The 26,081-nt window shown below is 74.3% G+C and carries 24 protein-coding genes; 18 read left to right on the top strand and 6 right to left on the bottom strand.

Going from position 1 to position 26,081, the window contains the following annotated elements; translation table 11 throughout:
• Positions 1 to 58: 58 nt before the first annotated feature.
• Positions 59 to 982, top strand: coding sequence for a pyridoxal 5'-phosphate synthase lyase subunit PdxS (gene pdxS, locus ACFP6A_RS05615; RefSeq protein ID WP_379602252.1), 924 nt, complete (start codon positions 59 to 61; stop codon positions 980 to 982).
• 172 nt (positions 983 to 1,154) lie between these two features.
• Here pdxS and kynU read toward each other — a convergent pair whose 3' ends face one another.
• On the bottom strand, positions 1,155 to 2,399 hold the full coding sequence (gene kynU, locus ACFP6A_RS05610) for a kynureninase (protein WP_379602251.1): 1,245 nt from the start codon (positions 2,397 to 2,399) through the stop codon (positions 1,155 to 1,157).
• Between the two features lie 36 nt (positions 2,400 to 2,435).
• Here kynU and pdxT point away from each other — a divergent pair, with 36 nt between their 5' ends.
• The 10 genes from pdxT to ACFP6A_RS05560 all read left to right on the top strand — a co-directional run bounded on the left by pdxT (position 2,436) and on the right by ACFP6A_RS05560 (position 13,479).
• Positions 2,436 to 3,059, top strand: a complete 624-nt coding sequence (gene pdxT / locus ACFP6A_RS05605) for a pyridoxal 5'-phosphate synthase glutaminase subunit PdxT (RefSeq protein WP_379602249.1) — start codon at positions 2,436 to 2,438, stop codon at positions 3,057 to 3,059.
• A 61-nt stretch (positions 3,060 to 3,120) separates the two neighbouring features.
• Positions 3,121 to 3,876, top strand: coding sequence for a YebC/PmpR family DNA-binding transcriptional regulator (locus ACFP6A_RS05600; RefSeq protein WP_379602247.1), 756 nt, complete (start codon positions 3,121 to 3,123; stop codon positions 3,874 to 3,876).
• Between the two features lie 155 nt (positions 3,877 to 4,031).
• Positions 4,032 to 4,592: a crossover junction endodeoxyribonuclease RuvC gene (ruvC, locus tag ACFP6A_RS05595; protein WP_379602245.1), complete on the top strand. Its 561-nt coding sequence runs from the start codon at positions 4,032 to 4,034 to the stop codon at positions 4,590 to 4,592.
• A gap of 88 nt (positions 4,593 to 4,680) precedes the next feature.
• The gene (gene ruvA / locus ACFP6A_RS05590; RefSeq protein WP_379602243.1) at positions 4,681 to 5,292 is read left to right on the top strand and encodes a Holliday junction branch migration protein RuvA; all 612 of its coding nucleotides are present in this window, start codon (positions 4,681 to 4,683) and stop codon (positions 5,290 to 5,292) included.
• A complete protein-coding gene (gene ruvB, locus ACFP6A_RS05585) occupies positions 5,292 to 6,620 on the top strand; it encodes a Holliday junction branch migration DNA helicase RuvB (RefSeq protein ID WP_379602242.1) in 1,329 nt (442 codons plus the stop codon). Before ruvA ends, ruvB begins: the two co-directional genes overlap by 1 nt.
• Positions 6,621 to 6,821: 201 nt before the next feature.
• Complete coding sequence (gene yajC / locus ACFP6A_RS05580) at positions 6,822 to 7,154, top strand: preprotein translocase subunit YajC (RefSeq protein ID WP_379602240.1); 333 nt, start codon at positions 6,822 to 6,824, stop codon at positions 7,152 to 7,154.
• A gap of 1 nt (position 7,155) precedes the next feature.
• Positions 7,156 to 9,180, top strand: coding sequence for a protein translocase subunit SecD (secD, locus tag ACFP6A_RS05575; RefSeq protein ID WP_379602238.1), 2,025 nt, complete (start codon positions 7,156 to 7,158; stop codon positions 9,178 to 9,180).
• 3 nt (positions 9,181 to 9,183) lie between these two features.
• Entirely contained in the window at positions 9,184 to 10,392 is a 1,209-nt protein-coding gene (gene secF, locus ACFP6A_RS05570; RefSeq protein ID WP_379602237.1) for a protein translocase subunit SecF, read from the top strand.
• Entirely contained in the window at positions 10,389 to 10,916 is a 528-nt protein-coding gene (locus ACFP6A_RS05565; RefSeq protein ID WP_379602235.1) for an adenine phosphoribosyltransferase, read from the top strand. Before secF ends, ACFP6A_RS05565 begins: the two co-directional genes overlap by 4 nt.
• Positions 10,917 to 10,968: 52 nt before the next feature.
• Positions 10,969 to 13,479, top strand: coding sequence for a RelA/SpoT family protein (locus ACFP6A_RS05560; protein WP_379602234.1), 2,511 nt, complete (start codon positions 10,969 to 10,971; stop codon positions 13,477 to 13,479).
• Here the strand turns inward: ACFP6A_RS05560 and ACFP6A_RS05555 are convergent.
• The 3 genes from ACFP6A_RS05555 to ACFP6A_RS05545 all read right to left on the bottom strand — a co-directional run bounded on the left by ACFP6A_RS05555 (position 13,433) and on the right by ACFP6A_RS05545 (position 16,431).
• Positions 13,433 to 14,056, bottom strand: a complete 624-nt coding sequence (locus ACFP6A_RS05555) for a type IV toxin-antitoxin system AbiEi family antitoxin (protein WP_379602232.1) — start codon at positions 14,054 to 14,056, stop codon at positions 13,433 to 13,435. The two genes, ACFP6A_RS05560 and ACFP6A_RS05555, sit on opposite strands and share 47 nt — an antisense overlap.
• 72 nt (positions 14,057 to 14,128) lie before the next feature.
• Complete coding sequence (locus tag ACFP6A_RS05550) at positions 14,129 to 15,586, bottom strand: DUF349 domain-containing protein (protein ID WP_379602231.1); 1,458 nt, start codon at positions 15,584 to 15,586, stop codon at positions 14,129 to 14,131.
• Complete coding sequence (locus tag ACFP6A_RS05545) at positions 15,583 to 16,431, bottom strand: peptidylprolyl isomerase (protein ID WP_379602229.1); 849 nt, start codon at positions 16,429 to 16,431, stop codon at positions 15,583 to 15,585. The genes ACFP6A_RS05550 and ACFP6A_RS05545 overlap by 4 nt, the downstream gene beginning before the upstream one ends.
• Positions 16,432 to 16,496: 65 nt before the next feature.
• Here ACFP6A_RS05545 and ACFP6A_RS05540 point away from each other — a divergent pair, with 65 nt between their 5' ends.
• The 7 genes from ACFP6A_RS05540 (at position 16,497) to ACFP6A_RS05510 (ending at position 23,060) form a co-directional block, all read left to right on the top strand.
• Positions 16,497 to 17,210, top strand: coding sequence for an MBL fold metallo-hydrolase (locus ACFP6A_RS05540; RefSeq protein WP_379602227.1), 714 nt, complete (start codon positions 16,497 to 16,499; stop codon positions 17,208 to 17,210).
• Positions 17,210 to 18,574: a histidine--tRNA ligase gene (gene hisS / locus ACFP6A_RS05535; protein WP_379602225.1), complete on the top strand. Its 1,365-nt coding sequence runs from the start codon at positions 17,210 to 17,212 to the stop codon at positions 18,572 to 18,574. Before ACFP6A_RS05540 ends, hisS begins: the two co-directional genes overlap by 1 nt.
• Before the next feature lie 39 nt (positions 18,575 to 18,613).
• Positions 18,614 to 19,681, top strand: coding sequence for a DUF3048 domain-containing protein (locus ACFP6A_RS05530; RefSeq protein ID WP_379602223.1), 1,068 nt, complete (start codon positions 18,614 to 18,616; stop codon positions 19,679 to 19,681).
• 87 nt (positions 19,682 to 19,768) lie between these two features.
• Complete coding sequence (locus ACFP6A_RS05525) at positions 19,769 to 20,056, top strand: DUF6343 family protein (protein WP_379602222.1); 288 nt, start codon at positions 19,769 to 19,771, stop codon at positions 20,054 to 20,056.
• Positions 20,057 to 20,157: 101 nt separating this feature from the next.
• The gene (gene aspS / locus ACFP6A_RS05520) at positions 20,158 to 21,924 is read left to right on the top strand and encodes an aspartate--tRNA ligase (protein WP_379602220.1); all 1,767 of its coding nucleotides are present in this window, start codon (positions 20,158 to 20,160) and stop codon (positions 21,922 to 21,924) included.
• Positions 21,925 to 22,027: 103 nt separating this feature from the next.
• Complete coding sequence (locus ACFP6A_RS05515) at positions 22,028 to 22,543, top strand: flavodoxin (protein ID WP_379602219.1); 516 nt, start codon at positions 22,028 to 22,030, stop codon at positions 22,541 to 22,543.
• A gap of 94 nt (positions 22,544 to 22,637) precedes the next feature.
• On the top strand, positions 22,638 to 23,060 hold the full coding sequence (locus ACFP6A_RS05510) for a cyclic nucleotide-binding/CBS domain-containing protein (RefSeq protein WP_379602217.1): 423 nt from the start codon (positions 22,638 to 22,640) through the stop codon (positions 23,058 to 23,060).
• Here ACFP6A_RS05510 and ACFP6A_RS05505 read toward each other — a convergent pair.
• On the bottom strand, positions 23,023 to 23,784 hold the full coding sequence (locus ACFP6A_RS05505; RefSeq protein WP_379602215.1) for a GNAT family N-acetyltransferase: 762 nt from the start codon (positions 23,782 to 23,784) through the stop codon (positions 23,023 to 23,025). The genes ACFP6A_RS05510 and ACFP6A_RS05505 overlap by 38 nt on opposite strands.
• Complete coding sequence (locus tag ACFP6A_RS05500; RefSeq protein WP_379602214.1) at positions 23,781 to 26,000, bottom strand: MMPL family transporter; 2,220 nt, start codon at positions 25,998 to 26,000, stop codon at positions 23,781 to 23,783. The genes ACFP6A_RS05505 and ACFP6A_RS05500 overlap by 4 nt, the downstream gene beginning before the upstream one ends.
• Positions 26,001 to 26,081: the final 81 nt, after the last annotated feature.

Raw genomic sequence — 26,081 nt, 5'->3', positions numbered from 1 at the left:
CACTGCCGGGCCTACCATGGACGACGAACCCGTTCCCGCGCGTCCGAAGAGGTCGAGAGTGTCCACCGAGCAGCAGCAGCCCGCCACCACCGAGTCCGGCGCCGTCGTCGGTACCGCGCGCGTCAAGCGCGGGATGGCGGAGATGCTCAAGGGCGGCGTCATCATGGACGTCGTCACCCCGGAGCAGGCGAAGATCGCCGAGGACGCCGGTGCGGTCGCCGTGATGGCGCTCGAGCGGGTGCCGGCGGACATCCGGGCGCAGGGCGGTGTCGCCCGGATGAGCGACCCGGACCTCATCGACGGGATCATCGAGGCGGTGTCGATCCCGGTGATGGCCAAGGTCCGGATCGGTCACTTCGTCGAGGCGCAGGTGCTGCAGAGCCTCGGCGTCGACTACGTGGACGAGTCCGAGGTCCTCACCCCGGCCGACTACGAGCACCACATCGACAAGTGGCAGTTCACCGTCCCGTTCGTCTGCGGTGCGACGAACCTGGGTGAGGCGCTGCGCCGGATCACCGAGGGTGCGGCGATGATCCGCTCCAAGGGCGAGGCCGGCACCGGTGACGTCTCGAACGCCACCGGGCACATGCGCAAGATCCGTGCCGAGATCAACCGGCTGCGGTCGATGAGCCGCGACGAGCTGTTCGTGGCGGCCAAGGAGCTGCAGGCGCCCTACGAGCTGGTCAAGGAGGTCGCCGAGGCCGGCCGGCTGCCCGTCGTCCTGTTCACCGCCGGCGGCATCGCCACCCCCGCCGACGCGGCGATGATGATGCAGCTCGGCGCCGAGGGCGTCTTCGTCGGCTCGGGCATCTTCAAGTCCGGCAACCCCGCCGAGCGGGCCGCCGCGATCGTCAAGGCCACCACGTTCTACGACGACCCGGACGTCCTGGCCAAGGTGTCCCGCGGCCTCGGCGAGGCGATGGTCGGCATCAACGTCGACGCCGTCCCGGAGCCGCACCGCCTCGCCCAGCGTGGCTGGTGACCCCGCCCGACAATCCCCTCCCCGTGATCATGCAATCCCGCCACCCTGCACGCCCCTAGCGCCCGCTTCGCCACAGCATTCGGGGCTCTCCAGAATGCTGGGTTGTCGGCACGACACGCGGCGTGTTGCGCCAACAACCCAGCATTCTGCGAGGGGCGAGGGGCGAGGGGCGTCAGGTGACGGTGGCGCGGTGGGCGAACCGCGGGTCGGTGTGCTCACGGGCCGCCAGCACGTCCCGCAGGGCAGTGGCCGCGGCCAGGCAGTCGCCGTGCGTGACGTACAGCGGCGCGAACCCCAGCCGGACGACGTCCGGCTCGCGGAAGTCCCCGACGACCCCGCGGGCGATCAGCGCCTGGACCACCGCGTAGGCGTCCGGGTGGCGCAGGGACACTTGTGACCCGCGGCGCCCGGCGTCCCGGGGGGTCAGCACCTCGACGTCCGGGACGAGCGCGTCCAGGCACCCGATGAAGAACGACGTCAGCGACACCGACTGCTGCCGCACGTCCGCCGTCGCCAGCCCGTCGAAGGCGGTGAGCGCCGCCTCCAGTGCCAGCAGCGACAGCAGCGGGGGAGTGCCCACCCGTCCGCGCGCCACACCCTCGGCCGGTTCGTAGTCGCTCACCATCGCGAACGGCCGGGCGTGTCCGTTCCAGCCGGACAGCGGCTGGTCGAAGGCGTCCTGGTGGCGGGCGGCGACGTAGAGGAATGCCGGGGCACCCGGACCGCCGTTGAGGTACTTGTACCCGCAGCCGACGGCGAGGTCGACGCCGTCGGCGTCCAGGCGCACCTCCAGCGCGCCGGCGGAGTGGCACAGGTCCCACATCGCCAGCGCCCCGACGTCGTGCGCGGCCCGGGTCAGCGCCGGCACGTCCCACAGCTCACCGGTGCGGTAGTCCACGTGGGAGAGCGCGACGAGTGCTACCTGCTCACCGCGTTTGGCGAGCACCGCCGGCACGTCCGGCGGGGACGCGAGCACGACGTCCAGGTCGGCGAGCCGGGCTGCGCCCTGCAGCACGTACAGGTCGGTGGGGAAGGAGCCCGGGTCGGTGACGACGACCCGCCGGCCGGGGCGCATCCGCGCTGCGGCGACGTAGCACTTGAACAGGTTGACCGAGGTGGAGTCGGTGACGACGACCTGACCGGGGGCGGCCCCGACGAGGCGCCCGACGGCGTCCCCGACCCGGGTCGGAGCCCCCCACCAGTCCGCGGTGTTCCACGAGGCGATGAGGTCGTGGCCCCACTGTCGGCGGACGACGTCCTCGACGGCCGCCTGGACGCCGCGGGGCAGGGCGCCCAGGGAGTTGCCGTCGAGGTAGACGACACCGTCGGGCAGCTCGAAGCGGTCCCGGACGCCGGCGAGCGAACCGGCGGCGTCCAGCTCGGCGGCCCGGCCGGCCAGGTGCTGGGGTGTGCTCACCGGCCGCACCCTAGACGCCGCCTAGGCTGTCCCGACGTGACCTCCTCCGGCCGAACCCGCCCGACCGTCGGCGTCCTGGCCCTGCAGGGCGACGTCCGTGAGCACGTGCGGGCGCTGACCGAGCTGGGCGCGGACGCCGTCCCGGTCCGCCGGCCCGGCGAGCTCGAGGCCGTCGACGCGCTCGTGCTGCCCGGCGGGGAGTCCACGACGATCGACAAGCTGGCCCGCGCCTTCGACCTCGCCGAGCCGCTGCGTCGCCGGATTGCCGACGGCATGCCGGCCTACGGCTCGTGCGCCGGGATGATCCTGCTCGCCGACCGGCTTGTCGACGCCATCGACGGCCAGCAGACCTTCGGCGGGCTCGACGTGCTCGTGCGGCGCAACGCCTTCGGCCGCCAGGTCGAGTCCTTCGAGGAGGACCTCGACGTCGCGGGCGTGGACGGCGGCCCGGTCCGGGCCGTGTTCATCCGGGCCCCCTGGGTCGAGGAGGCCGGTCCGGACGTCGAGGTGCTGGCGAGCGTCCGCACCGGACCGGCCGCCGGGCGGGTGGTCGCCGTCCGGCAGGGCGGGCTGCTCGCCACCTCCTTCCACCCCGAGGTGACCGGGGACCTGCGGGTGCACGCGCTGTTCGTCGACATGGTCCGCGAGCGACTCGGGTGAGCACCGGCCGCGACTGCCGGCGATAGCATCGACCCCCGCTGCACGAGACCGAGGGAGATTCATGTCCGGCCACTCCAAGTGGGCCACCACGAAGCACAAGAAGGCGGTTGTCGACGCCAAGCGCGGCAAGATGTTCGCCAAGCTGATCAAGAACATCGAGGTGGCTGCTCGCACCGGCGGCGGTGACCCGGCGGGCAACCCCACGCTCTACGACGCCATCCAGAAGGCGAAGAAGTCCTCGGTCCCCAACGACAACATCGACCGGGCCGTCAAGCGCGGGTCCGGCGCGGAGACCGGCGGAGCGGACTACCAGACGATCATGTACGAGGGGTACGGCCCCAACGGTGTCGCCGTGCTCGTCGAGTGCCTCACCGACAACCGCAACCGTGCGGCGTCCGACGTCCGGGTCGCCTTCACTCGCAACGGCGGCACGATGGCCGACCCGGGCAGCGTGTCGTACCTGTTCACCCGCAAGGGCGTCGTCCTCGTGCCCAAGGACGGCCTGGGCGAGGACGACGTGCTGGCTGCCGTCCTGGACGCCGGGGCCGAGGAGGTCAACGACCTTGGTGACGCCTACGAGGTGGTCAGTGAGGCGACCGACGTCGTCGCCGTGCGCACGGCGCTGCAGGACGCCGGGATCGACTACGACTCCGCGGAGGTGCAGTTCGTCCCGGCCACCCAGGTCGAGCTGGACGCCGAGGGCGCACGGAAGATCTTCCGGCTCATCGACGCCCTCGAGGACAGCGACGACGTCCAGAACGTCTACGCCAACTTCGACGTCCCGGACGACGTGATGGCCGAGGTCGACGCGGACTGACCTGCCCGGGTGGCGGGATTGCATGATCACGGCGGGGTTGGGGGGGCTGGCGGGTCGTGCGGGGTGGCGGGATTGCATGATCACGAAGAGGGTTGGGGGCGGGTGTGTCCGCGCGCCTGCGGGTCGTCGTCGGGGGCGGGTGCGAGAGTGGGCCGGTGCGCGTCCTGGGAGTCGACCCCGGCCTGACCCGGTGCGGTCTGGGCGTCGTCGACGGCCGGGCCGGACGGCGGGCCCGGCTGGTCGCCGTCGACGTGGTGCGCACCCCCGCGGACGCTGGACTCGAGATGCGGCTGCTCGCCGTCGCCGAGGTGATCGAGGCCTGGCTGGACCGGCACGCCCCCGACGTCCTGGCCGTCGAGCGGGTGTTCAGCCAGCAGAACGTCCGCACGGTGATGGGCACCGCGCAGGTCTCCGGGGTCGCCCTGCTCGCGGCCGCCCGCCGCGGGGTGCCGGTGGCGCTGCACACCCCCAGCGAGGTCAAGGCCGCCGTCACCGGGGACGGCCGGGCCGGCAAGGAGCAGGTCGCCGCGATGGTGACCCGGATCCTCGACCTGCCGGCGACGCCCCGCCCGGCGGACGCCTCCGACGCCCTCGCGCTCGCCGTCTGCCACCTGTGGCGCGGCTCGGCGCCGACCGCCGTCGCCGGCCACAGCGGCGCGCCGACCGCGGCGCAGTCGGCGTGGGCCCAGGCCGTGGCCGCCACCCGCCGGCGGTGAGAGGTCCCCGGCGCGTCGGGCGTGACGCCGGCCGCGGCCGCTGGCTACGGTGGACGACGTCGTACAGGTGTTCGGCAGGGGAGGATCGATGATCGCGTCGGTGCGGGGCCGGGTGCTGCAGGTCCGGCTCGACTCGGCGGTGCTCGAGGTCGGCGGCGTCGGCCTGCTCGTCCAGGCCACGCCGGCGACGCTGGCCGAGCTGCGCACCGGGACGGAGGCGGTGCTGCACACCTCGCTCGTCGTCCGGGAGGAGTCGCTGACCCTGTTCGGGTTCACCGCCGCCGACGACCGGGACGTGTTCGAGAGCGTGCAGACCGTGTCCGGCATCGGTCCGCGCCTGGCACTGGCGATGCTCGCCGTGCACACCCCCGAGGGGCTGCGCCGGGCGGTGGCCGAGGAGGACCTCGCGGCCCTGCAGCGGGTCCCCGGCATCGGCCGCAAGGGCGCCCAGCGGATCGTGCTCGAGCTCGGTGACCGGCTCGGTCCGCCGTCCCAGGGCGCCTCGCCGGCACCGGCCGATGACGCCGGAGCGAGCCCGGACGCCGGGCACGGCCAGGTCGTCGATGCGCTCGTCGGGCTCGGCTGGAACCTCAAGCAGGCCCAGGACGCCGTCGCCGCGGTGAGCGGGCCGGACGGCGCGGCGGGTCCGGACACGCCGGCCCTGCTGCGGGCCGCGCTGCGGCACCTGGGGCGGAGCTGATGGGCGGCGCAGGGTTCTCCGACGGCGCCAGGTTCTCCGACGGCGCCAGGTTCTCCGACGGCGCCAGGTTCTCCGACGGCGCCAGGTTCTCCGACGGCTCGGTCGAGGTGGACCTGCCCGAGGGCGCCGGCGCCGGCACCGCTGACGGCACCGCTGACGGCACCGTGGACGACGGCGACCACGACCTGGGCACCCGGCGGCCGGCGTCCGACCGGGTCGTCACCCCGGGCGCGGACGACGCCGAGCGGGCGGCGGAGGCGGCCCTGCGGCCCAAGCGCCTGACGGACTTCGTCGGGCAGCGGGTGGTCCGTGAGCAGCTCTCCCTGGTCCTGGAGGCGGCTACCCGGCGCCGCCGCGCACCGGACCACGTCCTGCTGTCCGGTCCGCCCGGACTCGGCAAGACCACCCTCGCGATGATCATCGCGAGCGAGCTCGGTGCGTCGCTGCGGATGACGAGCGGTCCGGCGATCCAGCACGCCGGCGACCTGGCCGCGGTGCTGTCCTCGCTGGAGGAGAACGAGGTGCTGTTCCTCGACGAGATCCACCGGATGGCCCGCCCGGCCGAGGAGATGCTCTACGTCGCGATGGAGGACTTCCGGGTCGACGTCATCGTCGGCAAGGGGCCGGGGGCCACCGCGATCCCGCTCAACCTGCCGCCGTTCACCCTCGTCGGGGCCACCACCCGCTCCGGTCTGCTGCCTGCGCCGCTGCGGGACCGGTTCGGCTTCACCGGCCACCTCGACTTCTACGAGCCGGACGAGCTGCGTCAGGTGCTCAAGCGCTCGGCCGAGCTGCTCGACGTCCCGCTGACCGAGGCCGGTGCCGTCGAGATCGCCCGCCGTTCGCGGGGCACACCACGGGTCGCCAACCGGCTGCTGCGCCGGGTGCGGGACTGGGCGCAGGTGCGCGGTGACGGCCGGGTCGACGTCGGCGCGGCCCGTGCGGCGCTGGCGGTCTACGAGGTGGACGAGCTCGGGCTCGACCGGCTCGACCGCGGGGTGCTGCAGGCGCTGTGCACCCGGTTCGGTGGCGGACCGGTCGGGCTGTCGACGCTCGCGGTGACCGTGGGGGAGGAGCCGGAGACGGTGGAGACGGTCGCCGAGCCGTACCTCGTCCGTGAGGGGCTCATCGGCCGGACGCCGCGAGGGCGGATCGCCACCCCGGCGGCGTGGCGGCACCTGGGCCTGCGACCGCCGCGGGGGTCTGCCGCGGCCCAGCTCGACCTCGACCTGGACATCGACGAGCTGGGCATAGGCGACGGCATCGACGACCTGGACGACGGCATCGACGACCTGGACGTCGGCATCGCCGGGCAGGAGGGCGACTGAGCCGGCGCCGGGCCGGCCCGACGCGCCGAGGAGGGGCGTCGTTGTCCGCGCTCGCCGGCCTCGCCTAGACTCCCCGGGGCCGCCGACCGTCGCGGACCCGCGTCGCCGGGTGCCGCGGGACCGTCCGATGACTGGGACGGCGACCCGACGACGCACACGAACGGGGCGCGCCCGCGCCCCGAAGGGACGTGACTGACCTCCATGGGTATCGAGCTGCTCATCCCGCTGCTCCTGCTGCTGCCGCTGCTGCTGATCACGATGCGCACGCGTCGTCAGCAGCGCGAGATGGCCCAGATGCAGCAGCGGCTGACCCCCGGCCAGGAGGTCATGACGACCTCCGGCGTGTTCGGCACCGTGCGCGGGGTCGACGGTGACCGGGTCAGCGTCGAGGTCGCCCCCGGCGTCACCACGCAGTGGGCCCGCCAGGCCATCGCTCGCATCCTCACGCCGCCCTCGCCCGGAGACTCCCCGGACGCCGGCAGCTCCCCGGACGCCGGCAGCTCGCCGGACGCCGGCACGAGCCCGGGGCGCTGAGGTGGCCAACCGCGCTCCTGGCTCCCGCCCCGGGCGGACCCTCGGCGCGCTGGGGCTGCTCGTCCTGGTGATGGCGGGCACCTTGTTCGCGGGCATCCGCTGGTCGGACGCGAGCCTGGCGCCCAAGCTCGCGCTCGACCTCGCCGGCGGCACCCAGATCGTCCTCACCCCGGTCGTCGAGCCCGGGCAGGGCGAGATCACCGACCAGACCATCGACGACGCCATCGCGATCATCCGGCAGCGGGTCAACGCCTCCGGTGTGTCCGAGGCGGAGGTCTCCAGCCAGGGTGGCCGCAACATCGTCGTCGAGCTGCCGGGCTCCCCGGAGGAGCAGGCGCAGGCCCGGGAGCTGGTCCGGCAGTCCGCGCAGATGCGGTTCCGCCCCGTGCTCGTCGAGGCGGCCGCGCTGCCCCCCCAGCCGGAGCCCACCGCGGAGCCCACCGCGGAGCCCACCGGGGAGCCGACTGCAGAGCCCAGCGGCGACCCGACGACGACGCCGACCGGCGAGCCCACCGGGACGCCGACGCAGGGTGCGACGTCCGAGCCGGACGCCACGATCGCGCCGGCGCCGACCGCGACGACCGACCAGCGGGCCGTGCCCCGGCACCTGGGCGCCGCCGGCACCCCGACCACGCCCGCGACCCCGGCACCGACCGGTGAGCCGGCGGACCAGACCGCCACCGAGGGAGCTCCCGGCGAGGAGGCTCCCGCGCCTGAGCCCACCAGCCCGAGCGACCTGGCCTGGATCACCCCGGAGATCCAGCAGCAGTTCGCCGAGCTCGACTGCACCGACGAGAGCAACCTGACCGGCGGCGCCGCCGACGACCCCACCCAGCCGCTCGTCACCTGCTCCCAGGACGGGCTCGCCAAGTACATCCTCGGCCCGGTCGAGGTCGAGGGCACGAACATCGCCTCGGCCGAGGCCGGTCTGGCCGTCACCGCCCAAGGCGTGCAGACGAACACGTGGGTCGTCCAGCTGGAGTTCGACGACGAGGGCGCCGAGGCGTTCCGGGAGACCACCGAGCGGCTCGTCACCCTGCCCCCGCCGCAGAACCAGTTCGCCATCGTCCTGGACGGGCTCGTCGTGTCCGCCCCCAGGGTCAACGAGCCGATCCCCACCGGCCAGGCTGAGATCAGCGGGTCGTTCGACCAGGAGAGCGCGCAGACCCTCGCCAACCAGCTGAAGTTCGGCGCGCTGCCGATCTCGTTCCAGGTCGAGACCGAGGACCAGATCTCCGCGCTGCTCGGCTCCGAGCAGCTCCAGCGAGGCCTGCTCGCCGGCGTCATCGGCCTCGGCCTCGTCGTCGTCTACTCCGTGCTGCAGTACCGGGCCCTGGGCCTCGTCACCGTCGCCAGCCTCCTGCTCGCCGGGCTCATCACCTACCTGGCCATCGCCCTGCTGTCCTGGTACCAGGGGTACCGGCTCAGCCTGCCCGGTGTCGCCGGGCTGATCGTCGCCATCGGCATCACCGTCGACTCGTTCATCGTCTACTTCGAACGGGTCCGCGACGAGGTCCGGGAGGGTCGCAGCCTCATCGTCGCGGTGGAGAACGGCTGGAAGCGCGCCCGGCGGACCATCCTTGCCTCGGACTCGGTGAACTTCCTCGCCGCCGTCGTGCTCTACCTGCTCGCCGTCGGCGGCGTCCGCGGGTTCGCCTTCACCCTGGGCCTGACGACCCTCATCGACCTGCTCGTCGTCGTCATGTTCACCCACCCGGTGCTCGTGCTGCTGGCCAGGACGAAGTTCTTCGGCGGAGGGCACCGGCTCTCGGGCTTCGACGCCGAGCACCTCGGACGCACCGTCGCCTACGCCGGTCGTGGCCGGGTCCGCCAGCCCGGCCGGGGCCGGCGGGCACCCGCCGCGCCGGACCAGCCGCGGATGACCCTCGCCGAGCGCAAGGCCGCGCAGCGCAAGGCCGAGCAGGAGCGCGCCGCTCAAGAGCAGGCGACTGCTCAGGAGCAGCCGGCCGCGCAGGAGCAGTCTGAGCCCGAGAACGCCGGCAGCAGCCGGGCGAAGGAGTCCTGAGCCATGCCGAGCTTCGCCCAGTGGGGCAACGAGCTGTACACCGGCCGCCGGTCCTACAACATCGTCGGACGACGCAACCTCTGGTACGGCATCGGGATCACCATCTTCGTGCTGTCCCTGCTGCTCCTGCTGGTCAAGGGGCTCAACCCCGGTATCGAGTTCCGGGGCGGGTCGGAGTACCGGATCAGCGGCGTCGAGCAGACCGCGGAGACCCCGGCGGTGGACGCCGTCGAGGACGTCCTCGGCACCGGCCAGGTGCCGCGGGTGTCGGTGATCGGTGACGACACCGTGCGGGTGCAGACCGAGCGGCTGGACGACGAGCAGACCGACGAGCTGCGCACGGCGCTGGCCGACGCCTACGACGTCGACGCCGGTGCGGTGACGTCCTCGTACGTCGGCGCGACGTGGGGGGAGGACGTGACGAGCAAGTCGCTGCGCGCACTCGTCATCTTCCTCGTCCTCGTCGGGGTCGGTCTGGCGCTGTTCTTCCGCAACTGGGAGATGGCCGTCGCCGCGCTCGTCGCCCTGCTGCACGACGTCGTGGTCACCGTCGGCATCTACGCCCTCATCGGCTTCGAGGTCACCCCGGCCACCGTCATCGGGTTCCTCACCATCCTGGGCTACTCCCTCTACGACACGGTCGTCGTGTTCGACAAGGTCCGGGAGAACACCCGGCACGTGCTGACCGTCAGCCGCCGCACCCTGGCCGAGGCGGCGAACCTCGCCGTCAACCAGACCCTGGTGCGCTCCATCAACACCTCGGTCGTCGCGCTGCTCCCCGTCGGCTCGATCCTGTTCATCGGCGCCTTCCTGCTCGGGGCCGGCACGCTCAAGGACATCGCGCTCGCCCTGTTCGTCGGGCTCATCGTCGGGACGTACTCCTCGATCTTCCTCGCCACCCCGCTGTGGGTGCACCTGCGCAGCCGGGACCCCGAGGTGCAGGAGCAGGCCCTGCGGGTCCGGGCCCGTCGCTCCTCGGAGGCGCGCCAGGGCGCGGGCGCGGCGGCCACCGCGGACGCCCCGGCCGCCGCCGGTGGACCGGCCACCGCCGCCAGCACCGCCACCCCCGGCAGCACCGCCACGGCCGTCGCCGACCGGCCCGACCGGCCCGACCGGCCAGACCGGCCAGACCGGCCCGACCAGTCCGGCGGCCGCCGGGAGAGCGGCGGCCAACGGGCCCAGCCTCGTCGCAACCGCCGAGGCCGGCGGTGAGCACCACCCGGGAGCAGGCGCTGCTGGCCCGGATCCGCGACGTCCCGGACTACCCCCAGCCCGGTGTCCTGTTCAAGGACATCACCCCGTTGCTGGCTGACCCGGGGACGTTCCGGGCGAGCATCGAGGCGCTCGCCGACCTCGTGCCCCCCGGCACCGAGGCGGTCGCCGGGATCGAGGCGCGCGGCTTCGTCCTGGCCGCGCCGCTCGCGCTGCACCTCGGCGTCGGGTTCGTGCCCGTGCGCAAGGCCGGCAAGCTGCCCTCGGACGTCGTCGCGGAGGTCTACGACCTGGAGTACGGGTCGGCGGAGATCGAGGTGCACGCCGACGCCTTCCCGGACGGGCAGCGGGTCGTCCTCGTCGACGACGTGCTGGCCACCGGCGGCACCGCGGTGGCGGCCTGGGACCTGCTCGAGCGGGCGGGGGCGCACGTCGTCGGCGTCCGGTGCCTGATGGAGATCGAGGCGCTGCGGGGGCGGGAGAAGCTCGCCGGCCGGGACGTCGTGAGCGTCCTGAGCGTGTAGCCGTAGACTACTGGTCTCACGACGTCCCGCTGTGGCGGGACCAGGAGGTCAGGTGCCCGACGAGGTGGTTACGCGCAACCCGGCGGCCGTCAGCCCGCCCGAGGCCCTGCTGCGCCCGTCGGAGCCCGTGGACGCCGTCGCCCCCGTGATCTCGACCGCGGACACCGTGGCCCCCGAGACCGCCACCTCTGACACCGCCGCCTCTGACACCGCTGCGGCACCTGCCGGGGCACGGCCGGCCGGCGGCTCGTCGTCCGGGGCGCCCGTCCGTCCCGTCGAGACCGGCGGGGTCGGCCTCAAACGGCGGCTGGCCCGACTCGGGCGGCACTCCACCACCGTCTCCCCGGTGCTCGAGCCGCTGCTGCGCTCGGTGCGGGCCAACCACCCGAAGGCCGACGTGTCCGTCCTCGAGCGCGCCTACGCCGTCGCCGAGCAGGCCCACCGCGGGCAGCGCCGCAAGAGCGGGGACCCCTACATCACCCACCCGGTCGCGGTCGCGACCATCCTCGCCGAGCTCGGGATGACACCGGCGACGCTGGCGGCCGCCCTCCTGCACGACACCGTCGAGGACACCGACTACACGCTGGACAAGCTCCGCGCCGACTTCGGCGAGGAGATCGCGATGCTCGTCGACGGGGTGACCAAGCTCGACAAGCTCACCTACGGCGACGCCGCGCAGGCCGAGACCGTCCGCAAGATGGTCGTCGCGATGGCCCGGGACATCCGGGTGCTGGTGATCAAGCTGGCGGACCGGCTGCACAACGCCCGCACGTGGCGGTACGTCTCGCCGGACGCCGCGCAGCGCAAGGCCCGCGAGACCCTGGAGATCTACGCCCCGCTCGCGCACCGGCTGGGCATGAACACCATCAAGTGGGAGCTGGAGGACCTGTCGTTCGCCACGCTCTACCCGGGCGTGCACGACGAGATCGTCCGCCTCGTCGCCGAGCGCGCGCCCGCCCGCGAGGAGTACCTCAACGGGGTCCGTGAGCAGATCGCCGCCGACCTGCGCGACTCGCGGATCAAGGCGGTGGTCACCGGGCGGCCGAAGCACTACTACTCGGTGTACCAGAAGATGATCGTGCGGGGTCGCGACTTCGCCGACATCTACGACCTCGTCGGCGTCCGGGTGCTCGTCGACACGGTCCGGGACTGCTACGCCGTCCTCGGGGCCCTGCACGCCCGGTGGAACCCGGTGCCGGGGCGGTTCAAGGACTACATCGCGATGCCCAAGTTCAACATGTACCAGTCGTTGCACACGACGGTCATCGGGCCCGGCGGCAAACCGGTCGAGATCCAGATCCGCACCCACGACATGCACCGCCGCGCCGAGTACGGCGTGGCCGCGCACTGGAAGTACAAGGACCGTGCGGTCGCCGGGGGCAAGCCGGGGGAGACCGGCAGCACCGGCTCGGTCAACGACATGGCGTGGCTGCGCCAGCTGTTGGACTGGCAGCGCGAGACCGAGGACCCCGGAGAGTTCCTCGACTCGCTGCGCTTCGAGATGAACGCCCGGGAGGTGTACGTCTTCACCCCCAAGGGCGCCGTCGTCGCACTGCCCTACGGCTCCACCCCGGTCGACTTCGCCTACGCCGTGCACACCGAGGTGGGGCACCGGACGATGGGCGCCCGCGTCAACGGCCGGCTCGTGCCGCTGGAGTCCCAGCTCGACAACGGCGACGTCGTCGAGGTGCTGACGTCCAAGGTCGAGGGCGCCGGCCCGAGCCGGGACTGGCTGACGTTCGTCAAGAGCCCGCGGGCCCGCAACAAGATCCGGCAGTGGTTCTCCAAGGAGCGCCGCGAGGAGGCGATCGAGCAGGGCAAGGACGCCATCGCCAAGGCGATGCGCAAGCAGCACCTGCCACTGCAGCGGCTGATGTCGCACGAGTCGCTCGTCGCCCTGGCCACCGAGATGCGCTACCAGGACGTGTCGGCGCTGTACGCGGCCGTCGGCGAGGGCCACGTGTCGGCCGGGCACGTGGTGGAGCGGCTCGTCGCCGCCCTCGGCGGCGCGGACGGCGCGGAGGAGGACCTCGCCGAGGCGACGCTGCCGACGAAGGGCCCTCGCCGCCCCCGCACCGGTGACCCGGGCGTGGTCGTCAAGGGCGCCGACGACGTGTGGGTCAAGCTGGCCCGCTGCTGCACACCGGTGCCCGGCGACCCGATCATGGGCTTCGTCACCCGCGGGCACGGCGTGTCGGTGCACCGCAAGGACTGCGGCAACGTCGCCGGCCTGCTCGCCCAGCCGGACCGGGTCGTGGAGGTGGACTGGTCGCCGAGCTCCGCGAGCGTGTTCCTCGTCCAGATCCAGGTCGAGGCGCTGGACCGCTCCCGGCTGCTGTCGGACATCACCCGGGTGCTGTCCGACAACCACGTCAACATCCTGTCCGCGAGCGTGACGACGTCCCGGGACCGGGTGGCGATCTCGAAGTTCGCCTTCGAGATGGCCGACCCCAAGCATCTCGGGCACGTCATGAACGCGGTCCGGCGCGTCGACGGCGTCTTCGACGCCTACCGCCTCACCGGTCGCCGGACGACGCCGAGCCGGGAGCGCGCGTCCGGCTGAACCGCCGCACCAGCTCCCGGGCCCGCACCGCCCACGGCCAGTGCTCCTGGTCGACGAGTGCCAGTACGTCCTCGACCTGCGCCCCGCGCGCCAGCAGGGCCGCGACCAGCGGCCCGGCGACGTCCGGGGGCAGCCGCCGGGCGACGTCCGCCGCCGTCCGCGCCGGTGAGGTGAGCCGGACGCCGGCGACGGTCACCACCTGGGCGGCCGGCACGTCGCTGGTCACCTCCCGGACCCCGGGAGGCAGCCGCCAGGGTGCCACGGCGCGGGGCACGAGCAGGTCGACCGGCGCGGGGTCGACGTCAGCGCCGTGCGCCCAGGCGGCGGCGCGCAGCCCGACCACCCCGCGGGCCAGGTGCTCCGGCCCGAGCACGGCCGCCAGGGCCGCCGCCCGACCGGATCGCCACGCCGCGGCCTCGGCGGCCAGGTGCACCCGGTCGGTGACCCGCACCACCCGCCCGGCCCGGGCCAGCGCGTCCAGCTCGGCGGCCGGCAGGTCGACGTCGGCGCGCAGGACGGCGCCCGGCGAGCGGCGCGGCCGCAGCCAGTCCAGCGGGTGCTCCTCGGTGGCCTCCACCCCGGCAGGATGCGCCGCCACCGCCCCGGCCCGCCGGGCCGGCTGTGGACGGCGCGCGAGCCGTCGACCGGGTCAGCCGGAGAAGTCCTCCGCCGCCTTCCGGACCTGCTCCAGCCACGCCCGCCGCGCGGTGAGGGCCTCCTCGGCGTCCCGCACCCGCTGGTCGTCACCGGTGGCACGGGCGGACTCCAGGTCGGCCTCGAGCGCGGCGATGGACTGCTCCAGCTGCTCCAGCGCCCCGGTCGCCCGCGCCCGGGCCTCCGGGTTGGACCGCCGCCACCGCTCCTGCTCGGCGTCCGCGACCGCCTGCTCGACCGCCCGCATCCGCCGTTCCACCCGCTGCACGTCCCCGCGGGGAACCTTGCCGGCCCGCTGCCAGCGCTCGGCGATGTCCCGCAGCCGGGCGCGGGCGGCCCGGACGTCGGTCACTGGCAGCAGCGCCTCCGCCTCGGCGAGCAGCTGCTCCTTGACCGCGAGGTTCGCCGTGTACTCCTGGTCCTGCTCGGCCTGGGCGGCGTTGCGGGCGGAGAAGAACCGGTCCTGGGCGGCGCGGAACCGGGCCCACAGCGCGTCGTCGTCCTTGCGCGCCGCCCGGCCCGCCGCCTTCCACCGGTCCATCAACGACCGGAACGCCCCCGACGTCGGGCCCCAGTCGGTGGAGTCGGCGAGCTCCTCGGCCTCGGCGACGATCTTCTCCTTGACCGCCCGCACCTCGTCGTGCTGCTTCTCCAGGGTGGAGAAGTGCGTGCGGCGCTTGCGGTCGAACGTGGTGCGGGCGTGGCTGAACCGCTTCCACAGCTCGTCCTCGACCGGCTTGTCCAGCCGGGGCCCGGAGCGCTGCGCCTCCTTCCACGCCTCGAACAGCTCCCGGAGCCGGTCGCCGGTCTGCTTCCACTGGATCCGCTCGGGCTCCTCGGCGGCGAGCCGCTCGGCCTCCTCGACGAGGGCGAGGCGGGCGGTGCGGGCGGCCTCCCGCTCGGCGGACCGGCGGCGGTCGGCGGCCTTGCGCTGCTCGGCGGCCAGGGCGTCGAGCGCCTCGACCCGCGCCGCCAGGGCGTCGAGGTCCCCCACCGCCTTCGCCTCGGCGAGTGCCTCGCGCAGCGTGCGCAGCGCCCGGTTCGCGTCCTTGGGGGCGACGTCGGTGGTCGTGAGCCGCTGCTCGAGCAGGTCGGCCTGGGCGACCAGGTCGTCGTACTTGCGGCCGAAGTACGCCAGCGCCTCCTGCGGGGTGGCGCCGGGGTAGCTGCCGACCGGCCGCTCGCCGTCCCCGGTGCGGACGTAGACCGTGCCGTCCTCGGCCACCCGGCCCCACCGGGCGGGGTCGCTCGCCGGTCGGGCCGGGACGACGACCGCCGGTCCGGGGGCCTCGGCCGCCGGCTGCTGGGCCCGCTCGGCGGGGCGGGGGACCGGTCGGGGCACGGGACGCGGCGTCGGACGCGGCGTCGGACGCGGCGCGCCAGGTCGGTGCTCGGACTCGTTGTCCACCACCGGGTTCTCCTCGGGGACGGGGTTGTGCGGGGTCGTGGTCACTGCACCGTCACCTGCTCCAGGCTGACCGGCCAGGCGGGCGCGCCGTCCGTGGCGCCGCCCTCGACGCCGCCCTCGGCGACCTGCCGGACGACGTCCAGGCCGTCGGTGACCCGGCCGAAGACGGTGTACCCGCCGGCGGAGTCCGACGGGATGGTCGAGTCCTCGTAGACGAGGAAGAACTGCGAGCCCTGGCTGCCGGCGTCCCCGCCGACCCGGGCCATCGCCAGGGTGCCGGCCGGGTAGACGTCGTCGGCGGGGGCGTTCTCCACCGGGCCGAAGGTGTAGCCGGGGCCCCCGGTGCCGGTCCCGGTCGGGTCGCCGCACTGCAGCACGTGGATGCCCTCGGTGGTGAGCCGGTGGCACGGGGTGCCGACGAAGAAGTCCTCCTGGGCCAGGGTGACGAACGAGGCCACCGCCTGCGGGGCCTGCTCACCGAGCAGGTCGACGGTGACGTCGCCGCAGGACGTCGCGATGGTCGCCGTCCAGGTGCGGCCCTCGGCGACCGACGGGTCGGGTGCGGTGTCGAGCTGCACGGGCTCGGCCGGGGGTGTCACGGTCGGCGCGGGGCACGGGCTCGCCGCGTCGGCGGTCCCGGTGGCGGCGTCGGTGGGGGAGGTCTGCGTGGCTGCGGCGTCGGTGGGGGTCGCGGTCGCCTCCGGCTCGTCGTCGCCACCGAGCGCGAGCCACGTCACCCCGCCGACGACGGCCAGCACCGCGACGGTGGCGGCCACCACGAGCAGGGCCCGGCGGCGCCGCCGGGCGGCGGCCTGCCGGGCGGCCTGGCGGTCCCGCCACTTCTCGTAGCGGCGGCGCTCGTACTCGCGCTCGCGCTGGCTCGGCGACACTCGGGCTCCTTCCCCTGCTCGGGACGCGCAGTCTATTCAGCAGGGCCCGTCGATAGGCTCGCCCGGTGCTCGTCACCGGATTCCCCGCCGCCGCCTTCGGGACCAACTGCTACGTGCTGGCTCCCGGCGCCGGTCAGGAGTGCCTCGTCGTCGACCCCGGCGTCGGCGTCCTGGACCGGCTCGCCGAGGTGCTGCGCGAGCACCGGCTGCGCCCGGCCGCCGTCCTGCTCACCCACGGCCACCTCGACCACGTCTACTCGGTCACCCCGGTGTGCGGGGCCCACGACGTCCCGGCGCTGATCCACGGGGAGGACGCCTACCGGCTCGCCGACCCGATCAGCACTCTGGACCCCTCCCTCGTCGGCATGCTCGAGCAGCAGTTCGGCAGCGCCGCGGCCTGGGCCGAGCCGGACGACGTGCGCACCCTCGTCGACGGCGAGCGGCTCGCCCTGGCCGGCATCGACCTCACCGTGCAGCACGCCCCCGGGCACACCGAGGGATCGGTGATGTTCACCGTGGACGACGTGCCGGACGGCCTGCGCGTCGAGGACGCCGCGGCGCCGCCGACCGCGACGACGCTCAGCGGGGACGTCCTGTTCGCCGGCAGCATCGGCCGCACCGACCTGCCCGGCGGGGACCACGCCGCGATGCTGCGCTCCCTGCGGGACGTCGTCCTGCCGATGCCCGACGACCGGCTGGTGCTGCCCGGGCACGGGCCCGCGACGACGATCGGCCGGGAGCGGGCCAGCAACCCCTTTCTGCTGGAGGTGGCGCGCTGATGGCCCGCCCGACGCCGCTGTCCGGGTTCCCCGAGCTCCTGCCCGCCGACCGGGTCGTCGAGCAGCAGGTGCTCGACTCGCTGCGCGCCACCTTCGAGCTGTACGGGTTCGCCGGCATCGAGACCCGCGCCGTGGAGCCGCTGTCCGTGCTGCTGCGCAAGGGCGAGATCGACAAGGAGGTGTACGTCGTCCGCCGGCTGCACGCCGACGACACCGGCGAGGACGCCGGCGGTGACCAGCTCGCCCTGCACTTCGACCTCACCGTGCCGTTCGCCCGGTACGTGCTGGAGAACGCCGGCCGGCTGCAGTTCCCGTTCCGCCGCTACCAGATCCAGAAGGTGTGGCGCGGGGAGCGGCCGCAGGAGGGTCGATACCGCGAGTTCCTCCAGGCCGACATCGACGTCGTCGACCGCGACACGCTCGCCCCCCACCACGACGTGGAGATGGCCCGGGTCATGGTGGACGCGCTGTCCCGGCTGCCGCTGCCCGGCGTCCGGCTGCAGCTCAACAACCGCAAGCTGATCGAGGGCTTCTACCGGGGCCTGGGTGTGGACGACGTCGCCGCCGTCATGCGCGTCGTCGACAAGCTGGACAAGGTGGGCGGCGACGAGGTCGCCCGTCAGCTGCGCGAGGACGTCGGGCTCGACGACGCCCAGGTCGCCGGGTGCCTGCGGCTGCCGCAGCTGAGCTCCGGCGCGGACGACGCGGCCGGGTTCGCGCAGCGGGTCCGGGCCCTGGGGGTGCAGCACCCGCTGCTGGAGGAGGGCCTGGCCGAGCTCGTCGCCGTCCTGGCCGGGTGCGCCGACCTGCGCTCAGAGCGGGTGGACGTCGTCGCGGACCTGTCCGTGGCCCGTGGGCTGGACTACTACACCGGCACCGTCTACGAGACCCGCCTGCTCGGCTACGAGCACCTGGGCTCGATCTGCTCGGGCGGCCGGTACGACGCGCTGGCCTCGGACGGGTCGACGACCTACCCCGGCGTCGGCATCTCCTTCGGGGTCACCCGGACCCTCGCGCCGCTGCTGGCCCGCGGGGCGCTCACCGCGTCCCGGTCGGTGCCCACCGCGGTCGTCGTCGCCGTCGTCGACGAGGCCCGCCGGGCGGACTCGGACGCCGTCGCCGCGGCGCTGCGGGCCCGCGGCGTGCCGACCGAGGTGTCGCCGTCCGCGGCGAAGTTCGGCAAGCAGATCCGCTACGCCGACCGGCGGGGCATCCCGTTCGTCTGGTTCCCCCAGGACGACGGCGGCCACGAGGTCAAGGACATCCGCTCCGGGGAGCAGGTGCCGGCGGACCCGGCGACCTGGACGCCGCCGGAGCAGGACCTTCGCCCCGTCGTCCGGGCGGCGGCGGACACGCCGGGCTGATCGCCGGACGGTTGCGCCGCGCTGTGCTTCGCTGACCCGGTGCGCACCCGTCCCCGGCTGCTGACCGTGCTCGCGGCGTCCGTCGTTGTCGTGGCCGCCGTGGCCGCCTGCTCCTCGCCCGGGCCCCAGCCGCAGGCCACCGCGACGCCGAGCACCGCCGCGCCGACGCAGGCCGCCGAGCCGGGCGGCAGTGGCGTGCGGGCGCCGTTGACCGGTGTCGAGGTCGCCGACCCGTCGGTCCTGGAGCGACCCGCGGTCGCGGTGAAGGTGTCCGACGTCCGCCAGGCGCACCCGCAGGTCGGGGTCGACCGCGCCGACCTCGTCCTCGTCGAGCCGATCGGCGCGTCGTACACGCGGCTGGCGGCGGTGTTCCACTCCGAGCTGCCGCAGCGGGTCGGGCCGGTGCGCTCGGTGCGGCCGATGGACGCCGCGCTGCTGTCACCGCTGCGGCCGGTGTTCGCCAACACGATGGGCGCCGAGTGGGTGCTGCGCTACGTCGAGGACACCGGGGACCTGGAGAACCTCGGCAGCCTGACCGTGCACGGCACCGGCGCCTACCCGGTGGACGGCGACCGGCCCGCCCCCGACCACGTGCTGGTCGACCCGGCCCGGCTGCTCGAGCTCGCCGAGTCCACGCGCCCGCCGGCCCCGTACCTCGAGCACGCCGAGGACGTCGCTGGTGCCACCGCGGTCACCGACGGGCAGCCGGCCCGCCGGCTCACCGTCCCCTACGGCGCGCAGTGGACGGTCTCCTGGACGTGGGACGACGCGGACGGCCGGTACGAGCGGTCCGAGCCGTGGGGCCCGCACGTCACCGCCGACGGCGACCGGGTCGGCGCGCAGAACGTCGTCGTGCTGTTCGTGGAGTCCCGGCGGGAGAAGCTCGCCGCGGGCTCCGGGCAGCCGGTCGACGTGCTGCAGGTCGTCGACGCCTCCGGGGAGCTGCTCGTCCTGTCCGGCGGGTCCGCGGTCACCGGCACGTGGCGCAAGGGGGCGCCGGGGGAGCCGTTCGAGCTCGTCACCGACGACGGCGGCCCGGTGCGGCTCGCCCCGGGCCGGACGTGGGTGGAGATGCCGCGGCCCGGCGCCGCCGTCGACGTGTCGTAGCGGCGTGCCCGGCCGGACGGGTCGCGGACGCCGGTCGCGGGGTCGCCCGGCGGCATGACGGCGCCCGGCCGTGGGTACGCCTGAGGCATGACCGGTCAGGACGGCACCAGCGACCAGAGCGACCCGCGGCGGGGGCGGCCCGACTACCACGACCCGACCTCCGGGATCGGCGGCGCCCCGCCGGCCCGCAGCGCACTCACCCTGCGGCTGTGGCTGGCCGGGTTCGGCCTCGTGCTGTGCATCGTGCTCGCGGTGCTGGCGGCGCAGGCCGAGGTGTCGACCGTGCTCGTGGTCCTGCTGGCGCTCGGGGCACTGGTCGCCGCGGTGGACCTCGTCGTCGTGATCCGGCGCAAGCGCAGCGGGGAACCGGGCTGACCTGGACGCGGGGTTTCGCCGGACCGGCAGCGGGTTCGGTGCCGTGACCGCGGTTCCGTAGGATCGGGCGGTCCCCCGATCAGCCCGAGGAAGGAACCTCCGTGCTCCGCACCCACGAGGCCGGCACCCTGCGTGCCGACTCCGCCGGCCAGACCGTCACCCTCACCGGCTGGGTGGCGCGGCGGCGCGATCACGGTGGGGTCGCCTTCCTCGACCTGCGCGACGCCTCGGGCGTCGTCCAGGTCGTCGTCCACGACGAGTCCGTCGCGCACTCGCTGCGCAACGAATACTGCCTGCGGGTGCGCGGGACGGTCGGCCGCCGGCCGGAGGGCAACGAGAACCCGGCCCTGCCCACCGGCGAGATCGAGGTGACGGCCCAGGACGTCGAGGTGCTCAGCGAGTCGGCGCCCCTGCCGTTCCAGATCGACGAGCACGTGGAGGTCGGCGAGGAGGCTCGGCTGCGGCACCGCTACCTCGACCTGCGCCGTCCGGGGCCGGCCGCCGCGCTGCGGCTGCGCTCCCGGGTCAACCGGGCCGCCCGCGAGGTGCTCGACGCGCACCGGTTCGTCGAGGTCGAGACGCCGACGCTGACTCGCTCCACCCCGGAGGGCGCCCGCGACTTCCTCGTCCCGGCCCGGCTGCAGCCCGGCTCCTGGTACGCGCTGCCGCAGAGCCCGCAGCTGTTCAAGCAGCTGCTCATGGTCGCCGGGATGGAGCGGTACTACCAGATCGCCCGCTGCTACCGGGACGAGGACTTCCGCGCCGACCGGCAGCCGGAGTTCACCCAGCTCGACATCGAGATGAGCTTCGTCGAGCAGGACGACGTCATCGCCCTGTCCGAGGAGATCCTCGCCGCTCTGTGGCGGCTCATCGGCGTCGAGCTGCAGACCCCGTTCCCGCGGATGACCTATGCCGAGGCGGTGGCCCGGTACGGCACGGACAAGCCGGACCTGCGGTTCGGCCTCGAGCTCGTCGAGTGCACCGACTACTTCGCGGACACCCCGTTCCGGGTGTTCCAGGCGCCGTACGTCGGCGCCGTGGTGATGCCCGGCGGCGCCTCGCAGCCGCGCCGGCAGTTCGACGCCTGGCAGGACTGGGCCAAGCAGCGGGGAGCGAAGGGCCTGGCCTATGTCACCGTCGGCGCGGACGGTGAGCTCGGCGGCCCGGTCGCCAAGAACATCTCGGACGCCGAGAAGGCCGGCCTGGCCGCGCACACCGGTGCCGCCCCCGGCGACGCCATCTTCTTCGCGGCCGGCCCGGCGAAGTCCGCCCGGGCGCTGCTCGGCGCGGCCCGTCTGGAGATCGCACGGCGCACCGGGCTCATCGACACCGACGCGTGGAGCTTCCTGTGGGTGGTCGACGCGCCCCTGTTCGAGCCCGTTGCCGACACCGACGACGTCGCGGTCGGCTCCGGGGCGTGGACCGCGGTGCACCACGCGTTCACGTCCCCGAAGCCGGAGTCGATGGACACCTTCGACACCGACCCCGGCAGCGCGCTCGCCTACGCCTACGACGTCGTGTGCAACGGCAACGAGATCGGCGGCGGGTCGATCCGTATCCACCGCCGCGACGTCCAGGAGCGGGTGTTCGCGGTGATGGGGCTGTCACCGCAGGAGGCGCAGGAGAAGTTCGGGTTCCTGCTCGACGCGTTCGCCTACGGCGCCCCGCCGCACGGCGGGATCGCCTTCGGCTGGGACCGGATCGTCGCCCTGCTGGCCGGGGCCGAGTCGATCCGCGAGGTCATCGCCTTCCCCAAGTCCGGCGGCGGGTACGACCCGCTCACCGGCGCGCCGACGCCGATCACCCCCGAGCAGCGCCGGGAGGCGGGCGTCGACGCCGTGCCGAAGGCGCCGGCCCAGCCGGCCTGACCTGCGTCCCTGGCCCGGGTCGCTCGGGACCCTGGACCCTGGTCCGGGCTGCTGCTGCAGGGCAGCATCGGTCCCGGGTCCCGCCCCGGCGAAGGAGACCGAGATGACCGCGCTCGTGGTCTACGAGTCCATGTTCGGCAGCACCCGTGACGTCGCCGCCGCGGTGGCGGACGCGATCGGGGCGGTGATGCCCGTCCACCTCGTCGAGGTCGGTGCGGCCCCCCGGCAGCTGGACGTCGACTGCCGCCTGCTCGTCGTCGGTGGCCCCACGCACGCGTTCGGGATGAGCCGGACCAGCACCCGCCGCTCGGCCGCCGAGCAGGCCCCGCACGGACTGGTGTCGCGGGGCGTCGGCATCCGGGAGTGGATCGAGGCGCTCCCTGCGCCGGGTCGCCTCGTCGACGTGGCCACGTTCGACACCCGGGTGAACCGCCCGCGACTCCCCGGCTCCGCCGCCAGCGCGGCGCTGCGCCGACTGCGGCACCTCGGTCTGCACCCCGTCCTGGAGCCGGAGACGTTCTGGGTCACCGGTATGACCGACCCCATCTCGCTCGCCGAGCTCGACCGCGCCCGTGACTGGGGCCGCGCCGTCACCACGGCCGTGACCGCACCCGCCTGAGCGTGCCGAGCGGGCGGTGACCAAAGGCCCTTTGGTGCCGGAGCCGCACAGGCCAGATTGAGGCCGTCGGACCGCACGAGAGGGGTTGGTCACGATGGCGTTCACAGCGACGACCGGGCTGCACGACGCGGTGTCCAAGCTCATGAGCTGGCCGGTTGCCGCGGTCGACCTGGACGCCACCCTGCGCCAGGTCGCCGAGGCGATGGCGAGCAACGAGGTGGGGGCCGCCGTCGTCATGAGCGGTGACCACTTCGTCGGTGTGGTGTCCGAGCGCGACGTCACCAACCACCTCGCCGGCGGGGCCAACCCCGATCACCTGCTGGCCGAGGAGGTCGTCACCACCGCGCCGGTCACCGCCACCCCGGGCGACACGGTGCTCACCGCCGCCCGGTTGATGGCCGAGGCCGGCGTCCGGCACCTGCCGGTGGTGAACGCTGAGGACGGCGACGACGTCGTCGGGATGGTGTCCCTGCGTGACGTCAGCCTCGTCCTGCTGCGCGAGGTCGACCGGGACTGATACGGGCGCGGGTCAGCACCCGCGAGGAGAACCGGTGCTCGGTGACGTAGCCGAGCCGGTCGTACACCCGCCGCGCCGGGTCGTTGTCGGCGTACATCCCGAGCGTGCACACCTCCGCGCCGTCGGCGAGCACGGCGCGGGTGATCCCGGCGGTCACCGCCCCGCCCAGGCCCCGGCCCCGCAGCTCCGGCAGCACCGCGATCCCGGCCAGGTGCGGCACGCCGGTGACCCGCTCGGTGTGGCCGGCGCAGGCCACGAGCCGGCCGGCGGGCTCGCGGATGCCCCACCACCCGCGGACGCCCTCGTCGCCGGGCCGGGCGCTGGTCCGGGGACTGGCGACGTCCAGCAGCGCGGCGACGTCCGGCTCCTCGTCCGGCCCGAGCCGCACGACGTGCTCCTCCCCGGGCTGCACCGGCGGCGGGGTCTGCGTCCACATCCAGTCCCAGTCCGCCCCGTCGCCGACCCGCAGGCCACCGGGCAGCGGGTCGGGCAGCCGGGCCAGGGTGCCGACGGGCAGCGTCACCCGCCGGACCGGGGCCCCCTCGGTGAGGGCCCGGACGACGAGCCGGGCCGCGTCGTCCGGGTCGCCGAGCACGGTCAGGGCGGGGCGGCCGTGCCACCCGGCGTGCAGGACGCCCACCGCGTCCCCGACGTCCCAGCGGCGGTGCACCTGCTCCGGTGGCACCTGCCAGCGCAGGAACGGGTCCGTGACCGGCGCGCTCACTCGGTGACGCCGATCCGGTCGTGCAGCCGGCGCAGCGGCCGCGGGGCCCACCAGTTCCAGTCCCCGAGCAGCGTCATCGTCGCCGGCACGAGCAGCATCCGCACCAGGGTGGCGTCGACGAGCACGGCCACCGCGAGCGCCACCCCGACCTGCTTGATGATGAGCAGCTCGCCGGTGACGAACCCGAGGAACACGATGATGATGATGAGCGCGGCGGAGGTGATGATCCGCCCGGAGCGCTGCAGCCCCCGCTCGACCGCGGTGTCGTTGTCGGCGCCGAGGCGGTGCTGCTCGACGATCCGGGAGAGCAGGAACACCTCGTAGTCCATCGCCAGGCCGAACCCGAACGCGATGACGAGCGCGGGCACGAAGCTCTCGATGCCGCCGGTCGAGGTGAACTGCAGCAGCCCCTCCAGGTGGCCGTCCTGGAAGATCCAGACCAGGACGCCGAGCGAGGCGCCGAGCGAGACGACGTTCATCAGCAGCGCCTTGACCGGGACGAACACCGACCCGGTCATGAGGAACAGCAGGACGAACGTCGCCAGGACGACGGACAGCACGGCGAGCGGGGCCCGCTCGCGCATGTCCGCGGTGAAGTCGATGAGGCCGGCGGCCTGCCCGGTGACCCAGGTGTCGAAGCCCGGGCGGTCGGCGCGCAGCTGCTCGACGACCTGCCTGGCCTGCTCGTTCACCGGGTCGGTGCCCTCGGCGTGGATCTCCAGCACGGTGAGGTCCCCGCGGCGCTGGGGAGGGTCGACGGACTGGACGCCGTCGAGGTCGGCGACCTCCTGCGCCCAGGTCGCGACGTCCTCGACCGGGGCGTCGGCGACGACGGTGACGTCGGAGCCGGCCGCGCGGGGGAAGTCCTCGCGCAGGTCGGTGAAGAACTGCCGCTGCGGGGAGGACGTCGGCAGCAGCTCCGGGCCGTCGGCGCGCAGCGTCATCGACACCGACGGGACGGCGAGCACGACGAGGACGACGAGGACGCCGGTGAACACTGCGACGGCGTGCCGCTGCACCCAGCGGGCCAGCTGGGAGAACCGGCCCTCGGCGGGGGCGACGTCCCCGAACCGGGTGGCCACGGCCCGCAGCCCCGGGATCCGGGTGGCCGCCCCGGGCCGGGCGAGCCGCTCGCCGGCCAGCACGATCACCGCCGGGACGAGGATGAGCGCCGACAGCAGCGCGACGACGACGACGCTGATCGCGCCGAGGCCGATCGCCCGGAAGATGTCGGCGCGGAACATCAGCAGGCCGGTCAGGCTGATCGCGACGGTGAGGGCCGAGAACACGACGGTCCGCCCGGCCGTGCGGACGGTGGTGACCAGGGCGGCGTCCCGGGCGGCGCGCGAGCCGGGCCGGTGCCCGCCGCGCCGTTCGCGCAGCTCCTCCCGGTAGCGGGAGACGATGAGCAGGCCGTAGTCGATGCTCAGGCCGAGGCCGAGGATGGTGACGACGTTGACGACGGCGGCGTCGATGTCGAACAGGTACGACCACCCGAGCAGGGCGGCCAGGCCGCCGAGGATCGACGCCAGCGCCCCGACGATCGGCAGGCCGGCGGCGATGAACCCGCCGAACACGAACACCATGACCAGCAGGCTGATCGGCAGCGCGATGCTCTCCCCGCGGGTCAGGTCGACCCGGACCTGGTCGGTGATCTCGTCGATGAGGGTGGTGAAGCCGGCGACTCGTCCGCTGGCGCCGTCCAGGTCGTCGTCGACCGCCTCCAGCCGGTCGCGGACCTCGGCGAGCGCGGCGTCCTCGGCGGCGCCGTCCAGGTCGGCGTCCACGGTGACGGTGACGAGGACGGCGTCCTGGTCCTCGCTGACCAGGGGGGCGAGCTCGGGGACGTCGAGGGGTGTGGTGCCCGCCGGTGCCTGGGGCGGGACGAGCGGGGCGACGACGTCGGCGACGCCGTCCATGGCCTGCAGGTCGGCGACCGCCTCGCCGAGCGCGGCGGCCAGCTCGGGGGACGCCGGGTCGACGCCTTCGAGCAGGAGGGTCAGCGACTCGCCGGTCTCGCCCTGCTCGGCGAGCAGGTCCTGGGCGGTCTGGGACTCCCCGGGGACCTGCGGCGCACCGCTGGTCAGGCGGCTGAACAGCGGCTCGTTGCCGAACGCGCCCAGGGCCGCGCCGCCTGCGCCGACCAGGACGAGCACCCAGCCGACGAGGGTGATGACCGGGTGCCGGGCGACGGACCGTGCTAGGGCGGCGAGCACGTACCGCAGGGTAGGGCGCCGGTGATCAGGGCTCTGCGGCCGGTGCCGTGGGCGGCGGCCCGGGTGGGCGGCGCGGGCTGC

The sequence above is a fragment of the Quadrisphaera sp. GCM10027208 genome, assembly GCF_042658805.1.
Classification (GTDB): domain Bacteria; phylum Actinomycetota; class Actinomycetes; order Actinomycetales; family SCSIO-59966; genus SCSIO-59966.
Note: the sequence above shows the minus strand (reverse complement) of the source record. Positions and strands in the feature narration are given on the sequence as shown.